Origin of the sequence: Exiguobacterium sp. s189 (assembly GCF_018617615.1) — a bacterium.
GTDB lineage: Bacteria > Bacillota > Bacilli > Exiguobacteriales > Exiguobacteriaceae > Exiguobacterium > Exiguobacterium aestuarii_A.
On sequence record NZ_JACSKM010000016.1, the window covers coordinates 1 to 15,094 of the forward strand.

The 15,094-nt window shown below is 45.6% G+C and carries 18 protein-coding genes and 1 rRNA gene; 18 read left to right on the forward strand and 1 reads right to left on the reverse strand.

The features are described 5' to 3' along the window. From rrf to rsmI, 10 genes are all read left to right on the forward strand, one after another. Positions 1-79, forward strand: a 5S ribosomal RNA gene (gene rrf / locus KNO99_RS15545); the annotation flags it as partial. 74 nt (positions 80-153) lie between these two features. After that, positions 154-1,572: an aminotransferase class I/II-fold pyridoxal phosphate-dependent enzyme gene (locus KNO99_RS14330; protein ID WP_214749808.1), complete on the forward strand. Its 1,419-nt coding sequence runs from the start codon at positions 154-156 to the stop codon at positions 1,570-1,572. Positions 1,573-1,575: 3 nt separating this feature from the next. Further along, positions 1,576-2,214 (forward strand): dTMP kinase, encoded by a 639-nt coding sequence (gene tmk / locus KNO99_RS14335; protein ID WP_214749810.1) that lies wholly within the window; start codon positions 1,576-1,578, stop codon positions 2,212-2,214. Further along, on the forward strand, positions 2,214-2,543 hold the full coding sequence (locus tag KNO99_RS14340; protein ID WP_031421800.1) for a cyclic-di-AMP receptor: 330 nt from the start codon (positions 2,214-2,216) through the stop codon (positions 2,541-2,543). Before tmk ends, KNO99_RS14340 begins: the two co-directional genes overlap by 1 nt. 14 nt (positions 2,544-2,557) lie before the next feature. Next, a complete protein-coding gene (locus KNO99_RS14345) occupies positions 2,558-3,550 on the forward strand; it encodes a DNA polymerase III subunit delta' (protein ID WP_214749813.1) in 993 nt (330 codons plus the stop codon). Between the two features lie 6 nt (positions 3,551-3,556). After that, on the forward strand, positions 3,557-4,387 hold the full coding sequence (locus tag KNO99_RS14350) for a PSP1 domain-containing protein (protein ID WP_074036570.1): 831 nt from the start codon (positions 3,557-3,559) through the stop codon (positions 4,385-4,387). A gap of 23 nt (positions 4,388-4,410) precedes the next feature. Next, on the forward strand, positions 4,411-4,746 hold the full coding sequence (gene yabA, locus KNO99_RS14355; RefSeq protein WP_012727746.1) for a DNA replication initiation control protein YabA: 336 nt from the start codon (positions 4,411-4,413) through the stop codon (positions 4,744-4,746). Positions 4,747-4,806: 60 nt separating this feature from the next. Next, positions 4,807-5,544 carry a tRNA1(Val) (adenine(37)-N6)-methyltransferase gene (locus KNO99_RS14360; protein ID WP_214749816.1) on the forward strand — a complete coding sequence of 246 codons (738 nt, stop codon included), beginning with the start codon at positions 4,807-4,809 and terminating at the stop codon, positions 5,542-5,544. Next, a complete protein-coding gene (locus KNO99_RS14365; protein ID WP_214749818.1) occupies positions 5,537-5,815 on the forward strand; it encodes a GIY-YIG nuclease family protein in 279 nt (92 codons plus the stop codon). Before KNO99_RS14360 ends, KNO99_RS14365 begins: the two co-directional genes overlap by 8 nt. Beyond that, entirely contained in the window at positions 5,787-6,656 is an 870-nt protein-coding gene (rsmI, locus tag KNO99_RS14370) for a 16S rRNA (cytidine(1402)-2'-O)-methyltransferase (protein WP_214697166.1), read from the forward strand. The genes KNO99_RS14365 and rsmI overlap by 29 nt, the downstream gene beginning before the upstream one ends. A gap of 16 nt (positions 6,657-6,672) precedes the next feature. On the opposite strand, the gene KNO99_RS14375 is transcribed toward rsmI, so the two are convergent. Continuing rightward, on the reverse strand, positions 6,673-6,966 hold the full coding sequence (locus tag KNO99_RS14375) for a transition state genes transcriptional regulator AbrB (protein ID WP_012727742.1): 294 nt from the start codon (positions 6,964-6,966) through the stop codon (positions 6,673-6,675). 330 nt (positions 6,967-7,296) lie between these two features. Here KNO99_RS14375 and metG point away from each other — a divergent pair, with 330 nt between their 5' ends. The 8 genes from metG (at position 7,297) to purR (ending at position 14,966) form a co-directional block, all read left to right on the forward strand. Then, positions 7,297-9,255, forward strand: coding sequence for a methionine--tRNA ligase (gene metG, locus KNO99_RS14380; protein WP_214749819.1), 1,959 nt, complete (start codon positions 7,297-7,299; stop codon positions 9,253-9,255). Positions 9,256-9,306: 51 nt separating this feature from the next. Then, positions 9,307-10,074: a TatD family hydrolase gene (locus KNO99_RS14385; protein WP_214749820.1), complete on the forward strand. Its 768-nt coding sequence runs from the start codon at positions 9,307-9,309 to the stop codon at positions 10,072-10,074. Next, positions 10,071-11,357: a 3D domain-containing protein gene (locus tag KNO99_RS14390; protein ID WP_214749822.1), complete on the forward strand. Its 1,287-nt coding sequence runs from the start codon at positions 10,071-10,073 to the stop codon at positions 11,355-11,357. Before KNO99_RS14385 ends, KNO99_RS14390 begins: the two co-directional genes overlap by 4 nt. Further along, on the forward strand, positions 11,350-11,910 hold the full coding sequence (gene rnmV, locus KNO99_RS14395; protein ID WP_214697173.1) for a ribonuclease M5: 561 nt from the start codon (positions 11,350-11,352) through the stop codon (positions 11,908-11,910). The genes KNO99_RS14390 and rnmV overlap by 8 nt, the downstream gene beginning before the upstream one ends. Continuing rightward, positions 11,907-12,785 carry a 16S rRNA (adenine(1518)-N(6)/adenine(1519)-N(6))-dimethyltransferase RsmA gene (gene rsmA / locus KNO99_RS14400; RefSeq protein ID WP_214749825.1) on the forward strand — a complete coding sequence of 293 codons (879 nt, stop codon included), beginning with the start codon at positions 11,907-11,909 and terminating at the stop codon, positions 12,783-12,785. The genes rnmV and rsmA overlap by 4 nt, the downstream gene beginning before the upstream one ends. A gap of 82 nt (positions 12,786-12,867) precedes the next feature. Continuing rightward, positions 12,868-13,104 (forward strand): Veg family protein, encoded by a 237-nt coding sequence (locus KNO99_RS14405; RefSeq protein WP_012727736.1) that lies wholly within the window; start codon positions 12,868-12,870, stop codon positions 13,102-13,104. Positions 13,105-13,204: 100 nt separating this feature from the next. Beyond that, the gene (ispE, locus tag KNO99_RS14410; protein WP_214749878.1) at positions 13,205-14,068 is read left to right on the forward strand and encodes a 4-(cytidine 5'-diphospho)-2-C-methyl-D-erythritol kinase; all 864 of its coding nucleotides are present in this window, start codon (positions 13,205-13,207) and stop codon (positions 14,066-14,068) included. Between the two features lie 73 nt (positions 14,069-14,141). Further along, positions 14,142-14,966 carry a pur operon repressor gene (purR, locus tag KNO99_RS14415; RefSeq protein WP_012727734.1) on the forward strand — a complete coding sequence of 275 codons (825 nt, stop codon included), beginning with the start codon at positions 14,142-14,144 and terminating at the stop codon, positions 14,964-14,966. Positions 14,967-15,094: the final 128 nt, after the last annotated feature.

Consider the following 15,094-nt stretch of genomic DNA (forward strand, 5'->3'; position numbering starts at 1 on the left):
GCCGAACACGGAAGTTAAGCGTCTCAGCGCCGAAAGTAGTTGGGGGATCTCCCCCTGTGAGGATAGGACGTTGCCAGGCAACAACGCAGTAGACGATCAAGCATATGCTTGATCGTCTTTTTTTCATAGTCAATAGTTAAGGAGGAATAACAGATGGCTCCTTCTCGGAAAAATCCTTTTACATTTTTAGAGACTCTAGAACAGCATGTGAGTGAACATCGCGTATCCTTTCACGTCCCTGGGCATCATAATGGTACCGTGACTGATCATACGTTACCGAGCGCATTTGCCAAGGTGATGCCATATGATCTGACAGAACTAGCACATTTAGATGATTTGCACGACGCTTCTGGGATTATCGATCAAGCAGAAAAAGCATTGGGTGAACTGTATGAAAGTAAAAGTAAGTGGCTCGTCAATGGTTCAACTGTTGGAAATTGGAGCATGCTTGCGGCAACTGTAAAACGTGGTGAGCGAGTATACGTTCAACGAAACTCACATAAGTCGGTTTGGAACGCAATTGAATGGTTAGGGTTAAAACCAATCCTATTAACACCTACAATTGAACGTGGTACAGGAATTCCAACCGTGGTGACATTAGAAACGATTGAACAGGCTGTTCAAGAATTCCCGGGAGGACGAGCCGTCATGTTAACGTCTCCTACGTACTATGGAGACATGGCCGATATTCGTACGATTTCAAATTATTTGTCTTCACTTGAGATTCCATTACTCGTCGATGAAGCACATGGTGCCCATTTAATTCACCCTAAATTGCTTCAGCGTTCTGCGATTTTTGAGGGAGCGAGTGCAGTTGTACAGTCTGCACATAAAACGCTACCTGCATTGACGATGGGAGCTTGGATTCATTATAAAGAAGACATCGATGAAATTCGGTTAAAGCATGCATTATCTTCATTTCAGACATCAAGTCCTTCTTATCTTATTATGGCTTCATTAGACTATGCACGGTCCTATTTAGAAAGTCTAACGGACGAAGCATGGTCTTCTATTCAAAAGAGTCATGCCCATTTTGTACTTGAGCTGAAACGTGCAGGTTTTACTGTCAAAGTGGGGGACGATTTTACGAAAGTAACGGTCATGACGTATCCGAAAAATGGATTAGTCTTTAGTGAACATCTTGCATCAATCGGAATCGATATTGAATTAGCTGCAGTGGATCATGTGTTATTCTGTTTGCCATTAAGGGAAATAACAAAGCAGGAAATTGAGCATTGGATTAAATTAATTAAAAAAGCCGCTACACATGTGTCAATCATTGATGAGGATGAAACGATTTTTCCTTTCCCTCAAACACAACGTGTATCTGAACTTTATACGTTAATAGGGGATGAGCAAGTACGACGTGTATCCTTCAATCAGGCAATCGGATGTGTTTCAGCAGAAACGGTGATTCCATATCCACCAGGAATTCCATGGATTCTAAAAGGAGAGCGGATTACTGAGGAAAAAATACGAGTGCTCCTAGAGTGGATTTCCTTAGGGAGGAAGCTTCAAGCAAGTAAGCATGTTATGATAAAGCAAATTGACGTTATTGTAGAGGAGTTTTAAAAAGTGAGCGGAATGTTTATAACGGTTGAAGGACCAGATGGATCAGGTAAGTCTACACAACTTCAACTATTAGTCGAGAGTCTAAAACAAAAAGGATATGACATCGTTGTAACCCGTGAACCTGGAGGAACAACGGTGGGCAATCAAATCCGCGAAGTCTTATTATCCCCGGATCATCATGAGATGACGCCACGAGTGGAAATGATGCTTTATGCTGCTTCACGAGCACAAAATGTGGAACAAGTGATTCGTCCGGCATTGGAGCGAGGAGCAATTGTTCTGTGTGATCGCTTCATCGATGCATCTATTGCCTATCAAGGATACGGTTTACAATATGACCTTGATCAAATACAGTCGCTGAATGAATGGGCAACGAACGGTTTGACACCGGATTTGACTTTTTTGTTTGATTTGAGTCCTGAAAGAGCGAGTACTCGAATGAAAGATCGAGGGCAACTCGATCGAATTGAAAGTCGTGATCAAGCGTTCCATGAGCGTGTTTACGAAGGATTTCAAACGTTACTTAAACAGTACCCAGAACGAATCATCCGAATTGATGCCGATCAATCGATTGAATGTATTCAAGATGAGGTACTCGATTATACAATAGAACGATTACAACAAGGAGGCGTACAACAATGATGAAAATGGTGATTGCAATTGTACATGATAAGGATAGCGCACGTTTGTCTGACGCATTGGTCGAACAAGATTTTCGTGCAACGAAATTAGCTACAACAGGCGGATTTTTAAAAGAGGGGAATACAACGTTTATGATGGGTATTCCACAGGAACGTCTCGATGATTTAATGGATGTGATTCAATCGAACTGTTCGAGTCGCGATCAAATGATTACACCAATCTCTCCAATGGGAGGACATGCTGATTCGTATATTCCTTATCCGGTCGAAGTACAAGTTGGAGGTGCGACTGTATTCGTCTTGCCGATTGAAGGATTCCATCAGTTTTAATGGGAGTTGGGCATATGCGTTTTCAGGAATTAAATGAGTCGCAAACAGTGGTTGCTCGAATCATTCAAAATTCAATCATTTCGAATAAAGTTGGGCATGCGTACATCTTTTCGGGCGATTATGAACCATACTTAATTGAAACAGCCACATTGTTTGCGAAAGCCTTGTTTTGTGAATCCCCACAAGGAGCAGAACCGTGTGGAGTGTGTCGAAACTGTCGACGTATGGATTCAAAAAACATTGTTGACTATATCGAAGTGGAGCCGGATGGGGCTAGCATCAAAAAAGAACAGATTCAACAATTACTCAGTGACCTATCGTTACGAGGTGCTGAAGGAGATCGCCAAGTGTATGTCATCCATCAAGCTCATAAGATGACGACTCAAGCGGCAAATAGTTTATTGAAGTTCTTTGAAGAACCAGGTGTGGGGAAACTTGCTATTTTGGTGACGACACAACCACAGTTACTTCTTCCGACGATTCGTTCGCGAGCTCAACAACTTGCTTTTCGTCCGATTGACCGCGCGAAGTTAGCACAAACGATGTCAGAAGAATTGTCGTGTACGTACGATTTGGCTTACCTTGCTTTAACCGTTTATCCAAAATGGGATGATGCGAAAGAAGCAGTTGAGCAGGAGTGGTTTGTACAGGCGTATGGGCTAGTGGTACAATTAATTGAAGTATTGACGAAACGACCTCAAGAGTTGCTCTTGTTCGCCCAGGAAAAATGGTTAGGACATTTCAAAGGACGAAATGAGTTACGAGTCGGCCTCGAATTATTCGAACATTGGTTAGAGGAGGCACTTCATCTTAAAGTGCGAGATACGTATACTCCAAAGCTATTTAAGAACGAGGCGGCTTTATATCACGCATTTATTCAAAATCGATCTGTCTCTAAACTCACACATGCAATTGAAAGTGTGCATGCGGCAATTCGACGTCTCGAGGCAAACGTCAATCCTCAATTAACTTTCGAACGACTTTCGTTCGATTTGCAGAAAGGATAGAAGCGCGTGCTTGAAGTAGTTGGAGTCCGCTTTAAAGAAGCGGGAAAAATCTATTACTTTTCACCAGGCGATGCAACGCTTAAACGTGGGGAACATGTCATCGTTGAAACGGTACGTGGCATTGAGTATGGCGAAGTCGTCCAAGTCGATAAAAAGCTCGGCGAAGATGAAGTCGTCATGCCGTTGAAGACAATCCTTCGCGTCGCGGACCAAAAGGATGCGGATATCGTACGCGATAATCGACTGGCAGCCGTTGATGCTCACGCCGTCTGTGAAGAAAAAATTCGAGAACATCAATTAGACATGAAGTTAGTCGATGTTGAGTATACATTTGATCGCAATAAAGTGATCTTTTATTTTACTGCCGAGGGTCGCGTCGACTTTCGAGAATTGGTAAAGGACTTGGCTAGCGTGTTTCGGACACGGATCGAACTCCGACAAATCGGTGTTCGTGACGAAGCGAAGCTACTAAGTGGGATTGGACCATGTGGTCGAGTTCTTTGTTGTTCGTCATTTCTTGGGGAGTTTGAACCAGTTTCCATTAAAATGGCCAAAGACCAGAATCTTTCGTTAAATCCGAATAAAATTTCTGGAGTGTGTGGTCGTTTGATGTGCTGTTTAAAATATGAGAATGACACATACGAAGAATTAAAACGCGATTTACCAGACGTCGGCAAGCGAATCAAAATTCCAGAAGGTGATGGTCGTGTAATCGGTCTCAACATTTTGGACCAACTTATTCAAGTTGAACTTCACGATCGGACGCGTGTCGTCACATATACGATTGATGAACTTGTTGAAGTAGGTGCGATTAAACGAAAACCGTCAAAACAGTGATGGGGTGCTGAGCAGTGGAAAGAATGGACAAAAAAGAAGTGATGATGCGTGTAGATGCAATCGAGCAACAGATGCAACTCTTGACGGAGCACTTAGGCGTATTAAAAGAACAGCTCGCCTATTTGCTTGAAGAGAATCAGCATATGTATCTAGAGAATCATCACTTGCGCGAAAAAGTCGAACAATTGGCAGAAGTTGATACGACAAATGGTGATTCACAAATCGCATTGTCTGGAAAAGGGCAGAACAATTTGGCTGCGCTGTATCAAGAAGGATTCCATATTTGTAACCTCCATTACGGACAGGTACGAAAAGATGGGGATTGTCTCTTCTGTTTGTCGATGCTCAATAAACATTAATACGGGGCGATAGATAGGGATTCCCTATCCGTCGCCTTTCTTTTATAGAAGGAGGAAACAATGGTAACGGTAAAGGATGGAGAGCGCCTCGATGATTTGCTTGGACGCCCTGGCAAGATTGTTCAAAGTGACGATGTGTTCTCGTTTTCATTAGATGCGGTACTACTGGCAGAGTTTGTATGGGTACCGATTCAAAAAGGGCAATTGGTCGATTTGTGCGCCGGTACGGGAGCAATCCCACTTTTCTTGTCGTATCGTACAAAAGGAACGATTACAGGTGTAGAGATTCAATCGAAACTCGTCGATATGGCGAATCGAAGCATGGCGGTCAATCGTCTCGAAAATCGAATTCAAGTTGTAGAAGGTGACGTCAAAACGGCAGCGGCACAACTCGGGCACGCTCGTTATGATGTGGTCACGTGTAACCCTCCTTATTTTCTAGCAAATGAAACGTCATTGCGGAATCAAAACGAACATCATACCATTGCACGCCATGAGGTGTTGTGCACGCTAGAAGATTGTATTAAAACGGCTAGTCAACTCGTCAAACCAGGAGGGAAAGTGGCGTTCGTGCATCGGCCAGAACGTTTACTCGATATCCTGACATTGATGCGTACCTACCGAATTGAACCGAAGCGAATGCAGCTCGTATATCCGAAAGCTGGACGCGAAGCGAATACGTTATTAATCGAGGGATCGAAAGATGGAAAAGCAGGTCTTAAAATTTTACCACCATTTGTTGTATATGAAGAAGACGATACGTATACGGAAGCGATGCGAGCCATTCTCGATGCCTAAACATTATGCGTATATCGTGGAATGTCAGGACGGGACGTATTATACAGGCTATACAACAAATGTGGAAAAGAGAATCATTGCACATAATGCCGGGAAAGGGGCGAAGTATACGAAAGCTCGCCTTCCCGTACGACTTCGGTATGTGCAATCGTTCGATACGAAACGGGAGGCCATGCAGTACGAATGGTCCATTAAACAATTGACCCGCGCGCAAAAAGAGAAGTTGATGGAGGGGACGACCAATGAATTCACAGAAGAGTTATCAAACTGAACAACCAACGTTGTATGTCGTACCAACGCCAATCGGCAATTTAGAAGATATGACATATCGAGCGGTGCGAACGCTTCAAGAAGTGGATTTGATCGCAGCGGAGGACACTCGCCAAACGATGAAGCTTTGTCGCCACTTTGAAATTCCAACAAAACTGATTAGCTACCATGAACACAATAAAGAAGTAAGTGGACCGAGACTGATTGAAGATCTGTTGGCTGGAAAGTCGGTTGCGGTTGTTTCGGATGCTGGAATGCCTGGTATTTCAGATCCGGGGAGTGATCTCGTAAGGTTAGCCATCGAGGCAAACATTCCGGTGGTCGTCTTACCAGGTGCCAATGCAGCACTTACGGCGTTGGTTGCTTCCGGTCTTCCGACAGAACGTTTCCTCTATTACGGTTTTTTGCCACGTAAAAAGAAAGATCGCGTCGATGTCCTCGAATCGATTCAATATGAGCCGGGCACGATTGTTTTTTATGAAGCCCCTCATCGATTGAAGGAAATGTTAACGGCGATTCGACAAGTGTTTGGTAACCGTCAGCTCGTATTAGGTAGAGAGTTGACCAAAACGTTCGAAGAGTTTTTGAGAGGGTCAGTCGATGAAGCGTTACAGTGGTGCGAAGGTGAAGTACGCGGAGAGTTCGTCGTTCTTGTGAGCGGTGCGACAGAAGCGGCACCTACGACAATGTGGTGGGAAGCGCTCTCTGTCTATGAACATGTTGTTCATTATATAGAAGAGGGACTGAAGCCGAATGCGGCCATTAAGCAGACCGCAAAAGACCGTGGTGAATCACGAAACGATGTATATGATGCGTATCATCAACTGCACAAAAAAGAGTAAGCAAGGAAATCCTTGCTTACTCTTCGCTGTAGTAGTTTTCGAGCATGTTCTTCAATTCAACGAGAACACGTTGTGCACCTTCTGGTGACAAGATGAGTTTGCCATCTGCCAATTTGAAGTTATCGTCTGATACTTCACCTGTAACTTGGCAAGTCATGTTTGGCTTATATTTTTTCAAAACGATTTGATCGTTGTCGACGTAAATCTCGAGAGCATCTTTTTCTGCGATCCCAAGTGTACGGCGCAATTCGATTGGAATAACGACACGACCAAGCTCATCAACCTTACGAACAATACCTGTAGATTTCATTTGTGTTTCCTCCTCCAATGGTGTCGAAATCTCGTGGTGACATGAATCGTCAAAATTCGACAATGTGACTACAGCAAAAAGCATACTAAACTTTCCAATTGCAGTCAACTGCTTACTATCTGGAAAAGCAATTTTTCGAAATTTGTCGAATCAAGAGCGATATATACCTAAATTTCCCCGATAGTTTGAACTTGAAACAAAGAAAGGGTATTTTTGGAACATTTATGACGAATTAAACGCAAAATAATTCCAAACAATTAGGTTTGGAAATTCTTTTGTCGAACCGTGTATAATGAGAATTGCATATGTCGAAAGGATGGAGAATAAATCATGGCGAAGCCGACTTTTTATATTACAACCCCAATTTATTATCCGAGTGCAAAATTGCATATCGGACACGCATATACCACGGTAGCAGGTGATGCGGTTGCTCGCTACAAACGTTTAAAAGGATTTGACGTCCGTTATTTGACGGGAACGGATGAGCACGGTCAAAAGATTCAAGAAAAGGCGAAAGAAGCCGGCGTGACGCCACAAGCCTTCGTCGATAAAGTTGTCGAAGAAATCAAAGTCTTATGGGACCGTCTTGAGATCTCATACGATGATTACATCCGTACGACAGAAGACCGTCATAAGAAGGTTGTCGAACACGTCTTTGAAACGTTACTTAAAAATGGAGACATTTATCTTGGTGAATACGAAGGATGGTATTCTGTACCAGATGAGACGTACTATACAGAGTCTCAGCTTGTCGATGGAAAAAGTCCTGACAGCGGACATCCGGTCGAGCTCGTGCGCGAAGAGTGTTATTTCTTCCGTCTCAGCAAATATGCCGATCGCTTGATTGAATATTTCGAGTCACATCCTGATTTCATCTTGCCAGAATCTCGTAAGACAGAGATGATCAATAACTTCTTGAAGCCAGGTCTGCAAGATTTAGCGGTATCACGTACGACGTTTGATTGGGGCGTACAAGTCCCATCGAACCCAAAACACGTCGTTTACGTATGGGTCGACGCGCTCACGAACTATATCTCGTCACTCGGGTACGGGACAGACAACGACGAGCTCTTCAATCGCTATTGGCCGGCAGATGTCCATTTAGTCGGAAAGGAAATCGTTCGTTTCCATACGATTATTTGGCCAGCTCTCTTAATGGCGCTTGACCTTCCATTACCAAAACAAGTGTTTGCGCATGGTTGGTTGCTCATGAAAGACGGGAAGATGTCGAAATCAAAAGGAAACGTGGTAGATCCGATTCCGTTGATTGACCGCTACGGACTTGATTCTGTTCGTTACTATCTTCTTCGTGAAGTCCCATTCGGAGCAGACGGTACGTTCACACCGGAAGCGTTCGTCGATCGCTTGAACTTTGATTTAGCGAACGATCTCGGGAACTTATTGAATCGTACGATTGCGATGATTAAAAAGTATTTCGATGGGAACATTCCGGCGTACAACGGAAATGTCACAGCGTTTGATGACGCGTTATTGAACATGGTGAAAGAAACGACTCGTAAAACAGAAGAAGCTATGGAGCACATGGAGTTTTCGGTCGCCCTCACAAACATCTGGCAGCTCGTCAGCCGTGCGAATAAATATATTGATGAGACACAGCCATGGGTACTCGTGAAAGATGAATCGAAGCGCGAAGAACTCGCTTCTGTCATGACACACCTCGCGGGCGTACTTCGTCACGTTGCCATCATGATTCAACCGTTCATGACACGTGCCCCGAAAGAAATGTTCCGTCAGCTTGGACTCGAAGGGGAAGACATGTCTTGGGAAGCGCTAGAGACGTTTGCCGACTTCCATAACGCTGTCGTAACAGACGGGACACCAATCTTCCCACGTCGTGATGTGAAGGAAGAAGTGGATGCGATCCAAGAAATGATGCGTCAAGCGTCGAAAGCGCGGATTGAGGAAACGGAGACAGCGACAGAAGAAGTCGATGAAGACGTTCGTCCTGAAATCACGATCGATGTCTTTGATCAGGTCGAATTCCGTGTCGGTCAAATCGTGGAAGCCGATAAGATCAAAAAAGCGAAAAAACTGTTGAAACTTCAAGTTGATCTCGGGAAAGAGACGCGTCAAATCGTGTCAGGTATTGCTGAATGGTATGCCCCTGAAGATTTAGTTGGCAAGAAAGTGATCGTTGTCGCAAACTTGAAACCAGTCAAGCTTCGTGGAGAATTGTCACAAGGGATGATTTTAGCTGCGGACCGTGATGGGAAGCTAGAACTTGCGACAGTCTCTGATCAGATGCCGAACGGTGCCATCGTCAAATAATGAAATGGGGGAGACCACGGTCTCCCTCTCTTTTTCTAAGGAGGAACCAAGATGTTGATTGATACACACACGCACATTAATGCGGAGCAGTTCAATGAAGATGTGGAGGAGACGATTGAGCGGGCAAGAGAAGCCGGCGTTTCTCCGCTACTCGTCGTCGGATTTGATACACCGACCATCGACCGAGCCATCGAGCTAGCCGAAACACATGAAGACATCTATGCCATCGTCGGATGGCACCCGGTCGATGCGATCGACTGTACGGATGCAGATTTAGAACGGATCGAGACTCTCATGAGTCACCCAAAAGTGATGGCACTCGGTGAAATCGGTCTCGACTATCATTGGGATAAGTCACCGAAAGATGTACAACAGCGCCTATTCCGTAAACAGATTGCCATCGCGAAACGGACAAATATGCCAATCGTCATCCATAACCGCGAAGCAACGGCAGACGTGCTCGATATTTTGGAAGAAGAACATGCGGAGGAAGTCGGTGGGGTGTTCCATAGTTACAGCATGTCAGTAGAACTTCTCCCTCGTTGCCTAGACTTGAACTTCTATATTTCTTTAGGAGGACCGGTCACGTTTAAAAATGCGAAAGTTCCAAAGTTAGTCGCACAAGAAGTACCGTTAGATCGTCTTCTTGTCGAAACGGACTGCCCATACTTGACGCCGACTCCGTTCCGCGGAAAACGAAACGAACCGGCCTATGTGAAGTACGTTGCGGAAGAAATCGCGTCACTTCGAGACATCTCGTATGAGGAGTTGGCAGAAGCGACGACGGTCAACGCGAAGAAATTGTTCCGCCTCCCATGATCAAGCGTGTATTCGCCAGTATAGGCGTGATTGTGACTGCGTCTGTCGCATACGTCATGTTGCAACCTGAACCGATCAAGGTCATCGATGACGGAGTGGTAATCGAGCATGAGACACGGGCTGATTCCGTCCTCGAGGTACTCGAGGAATTGAATATTACATTAGACGAAACGGATTACGTTACTCCGGCATTGAGTGAGGACGTTCCGGAAGATCGTCTCATTCGAATCGAACGTTCACATGAGGTCTCGCTTCAAATCGGATACGGACAAACAGAAGTCATTCAAACGAGAGAGCGGACCGTAGAGGACGTCTTATTGCGGTACGGGGTGACTGTACGGGACGGAGATACGGTTTATCCGTCTGTGCGTACTGCCGTCACGAATGGGATGACAATTCGCTACCAGCCGGTTGTTGCCGTCAATTTAATCGTCGGGCAAGATGCGTCGACCATCTATACGATGGCAACGGATGTAGCGCAATTATTAAGAGAAGCGAATGTTGACGTGACAGAACGTGACACAGTGCTACCAGACGCATCGACACCGATACGGGATGGCCTGACGATCACGGTCAATACGAATCGTGACGTCGTTCAATACGAGAGTCAATTGATTCCGTACGATATGGTCGAGGAAGAGGATGACACGCTAGAAGAAGGTGTGAAGCAAACCGTGCAGGTCGGAGTTCCTGGACTCGAACGGACAAGGTATGCACTTACTGTGGAAAATGGTACAATTACAAATCGTACGAAAACGGATGTCGAGACGTTACGTAAAGCAATGCCGCAGATCATCAAAGTCGGGACGAAAAAGGTCACAGAGCCCGTTACAGAGCCTACGACAGCGGACGAGTCGAGCCCATTCATCCCGGAAGCTGAAGTCGAGATAGCAGAGCCACCGAAAACGGACGATGTGTTAGATTTCTCATCCGCGAAACAGTTACTCGTAGAAGCAACAGCTTATACGAACAATCCAGAAGATACGGTGACGTATGACGGACGAGTACTGACAAGAAGCGGTTATGATGTGACGGATACGATTCTCTTCGAGGGTATGCGTATCATTGCCGTCGACCCGGCAATCATTCCTCTCGGTACCCGCGTGTATGTGGAAGGAATTGGCATGGCGATTGCGCTAGATACGGGAAGTGCGATCAAAGGTCAAAAAATCGACATCATGATGAATGAGTTGGAGGAGGCTGTGACGTTTGGTCGCAAGCCGCTTACCATTTGGGTCATTCCAAAGCAGGAAGAAGAGAAAGAAGGAACAGACAATGCGTGAGAAAATACAAGAAATTATCGTCGTAGAAGGGCGTGACGACACGGCACGACTTCAGGAAGTGTTTGAGGTCGATACGATTGAGACGAATGGCTCTGCCGTATCCGATCAGACGATTGAACGAATTCGCCGTGCGCAAGAGAAGCGTGGGGTCATCATTTTGACCGATCCGGATTATCCGGGAGACCGTATTCGAGCAATCGTCGAAGAGCGGGTCAAAGGGTGTAAGCATGCCCATCTGCCACGTGCTGAGGCAAAAGGGAAACGTGGGAAAATCGGAGTGGAACATGCGACCCCGGAGTCGCTTCGTCGTGTCTTACGCGCCGTATTTGAACCACGTGTTGAAACGAACCAGCCGATTGTCACGCGGAAAATGGTGTTAGACGCGGATTTGATTGGTGGAGAAGCGGCAGCGAAACGTCGAAAGCGACTCGGTGTATTGCTTCGAATCGGTGAGCCGAATGCGAAACAATTCGTGAAACGAGTCGAGGCGCTCGGCGTCACAGTCGAAGAGTGGGAGCAAGCACTTGCTCAATTAGAGGAGGAACAGGGTTGAAAGATATTGCAACAATCCAACGAACGAAAGCCATTTTAGAGCGGCATGGTTTTTCATTTAAAAAATCGCTCGGTCAAAACTTTTTAATCGATTTAAATATTTTAAGTAAGATTGTCGGTGCGGCAGAACTCAGTGAATCGAGCGGTGTCCTCGAAATCGGACCAGGGATCGGTTCGTTGACTGAGCAATCGGCCAAGCGTGCCAAGAAAGTCGTGGCGCTTGAAATCGATCAGCGTCTTTTACCGATTCTGGATGATACGATGTCTCCGTATCCTCACGTGAAAGTCATCCATGGAGATGCTTTAGAATTAAATTTACGCGAGATTGTGGAACAGGAATTTTTGAAAGAAGGCATTGAAGACATCTCGGTTGTTGCCAACTTACCATACTATGTCACCACACCGATTATCATGCGATTGCTTGAAAGTGGTGTGAAATTCCGCGCGCTCGTGATGATGATTCAAAAAGAAGTGGCAGAGCGGATTGGGGCGAAACCCGGGACGAAGGCATACGGTTCGCTATCGATTGCGATTCAGTATTACGCAGAGGCAGAAGTCAGTTTTGTCGTTCCAAAGAACGTGTTTATTCCGGCGCCGAACGTCGATTCGGCAGTCATTACACTCCGTATGCGCAAAGAGCCGGCGGTGCAGGTGAAAGACGAAGCCTTTTTCTTTGATATCGCACGTGCAAGCTTCGCACAACGCCGTAAAACCATTCTGAACAACTTAACAAACTATATTGGAAAAGAACACAAAGTCGAACTTGAACGCGCGCTTCATGAGGCAGGAATCGATCCGAAACGTCGGGGAGAGACGTTAAGCCTAGAAGAATTCGCACGATTGTCTGACACAATTTTACCACTTAAAAATAGTTGACGACCTTAAAACGAGTCGTTATAATATTAAACTTTATTTTCATATTCAATTATGCTATACTTGTAACAGTGAGGTGAAGCGTATGCCAAAGACGTTACAAGAAATCAGACAGAAACTCGAATCGCATGTTGGTGAACGATTGACGTTGAAAGCAAACGGCGGTCGTAAGAAAGTCGTTACTCGGTTTGGAACGCTCGTTGAGACATATCCTGCGGTGTTCGTTGTGAAATTGGATGAAGACCTGCATAATGTGGAACGTGTCTCGTATAGCTACGCTGATGTCCTAACGGATACAGTTAAAATTGAATTCGGCAATTGATTTATAAATGAGGGGCGGATGCATTGGCAGCTGCTTCTTTTTTTGTGCGCCTGTTTACGGTACAATGTCGAACAGGAGACAAATGGGAAGGGTGAACGTGATGCGCACGATCAGTGTGAAAGCGCCGGCAAAAATTAATTTGACGCTCGATGTCCTCGGAAAGCGTCCGGACGGCTATCATGAAGTAGAAATGGTAATGACGACAGTCGATTTAGCAGACCGCTTAGAGTTGACGATTTTAGATTCGGATGAGATTCGGATTCAATCAGAGCACGCCTATGTGCCGAATGATCATCGGAACTTGGCATATCGTGCAGCAGAGTTGTTGCGGGAGCGTTTTAATATTCAACAAGGTGTGGAGATTGTACTCGATAAACAAATTCCAGTGGCAGCTGGGCTTGCTGGTGGCTCGAGTGATGCAGCGGCGACGCTTCGTGGGATGAACGATTTATTCTCGTTAAACTTGTCATTAGAGGAGCTAGCAGAGCTTGGTGCGGAGATTGGGTCTGACGTTTCATTTTGTGTCATCGGTGGCACAGCCATTGCAAGAGGTCGTGGTGAACAGTTAGAAATGATTCCGGCACCGCCGCCATGCTACGTCGTACTCGGAAAGCCTAAGCTAGGAGTGTCGACTGCAGATGTGTATCGCGCCGTGCGCATGGATGAGGTTCATCATCCGAACACAGGTGCCATGGTGGAAGCGATTCGTCAAAAAGATTTTCATGGGATTTGCGAAAATCTTGGAAACTCACTCGAGAGTGTGACGCTCAAGCTTCATCCGGAAGTAAAACAAATCAAAGAAACGATGCGGCATTGTGGAGCAGAAGGTGTTCTCATGAGCGGTAGTGGACCGACTGTCTTTGCGCTCATCGAGCATGAGCAAAAGGCTCATCGCATCTATAATGGTCTAAAAGGATTTTGCCCAGAAGTGTTCGTCGTTCGGATTCTCGGCAAAAGACATTGAACAAAAACGAATGAAAGTGATATATTCTCAATAGAACATTCGTTTATTATTGAAGATGTGAAGGAGAATCCGTATGAAAATTCGTAGAAGTGGTCGTCTCGTCGATATGACCCGTTATTTGCTTGACCATCCGCATCAGCTTGTCTCGTTGTCGATGTTTTCAAGTCGCTATAAAGCCGCAAAGTCGTCGATCAGTGAAGATCTTGTCATCGTGAGTGAGATGTTGTCTCATGATGGGATCGGAAAGCTTGTGACCGTTCCTGGTGCAGCGGGTGGTGTGATGTTTATCCCAGGCTGGAGTAAGGAAAAATCGCTTGAGATGATTGATACACTCTGTGAGCAATTATCAAAACCGGAGCGTCTCTTACCTGGGGGCTATCTCTACCTCACAGATGTACTAGGCAATCCGAGTCAGGTGAAACCGATGGGACAAGTCTTTGCGTCTGTATTCGCCGATCGTAAAGTCGACGTGGTCATGACGATTGCGACGAAAGGGATTCCCCTTGCTTATGCTGTCGCAGAACAATTAGGTGTACCATTCGTCATCGTTCGTTCAGATAGTCGTGTAACAGAAGGATCGACCGTCAGTATCAATTATGTATCAGGTTCTTCGAAGGCGATTCGCACAATGGCGCTCGCACGTCGTAGCCTGCCGCGTGGGGCGAACGTGCTCTTGATCGATGACTTCATGAAAGCGGGGGGAACGATTCGTGGGATGATGAGTCTCTTAAACGAATTCGAGGCGAACCTGGCAGGAGTCGGTGTGTTGATGGAAGCAGAGGGCGCCGAGAAGAAGATGGTCAGCGAATACGTCAGCTTGATGAAATTGACGAACGTCGACCCGGATGAAGGGCTTGTCACCATTTCACGGGGGAATGTGGAACAGTTCCTAAAATGATTGGCAAAATTTTGATTTCGATTTATGATTAGAGGGTATAGAGTTACCAATATCGAGTCATGACGTTCGTTCGAAACCAACTGAACCTTACAGAAGACCACACCATGGCATAGACAACGATGAAAAAG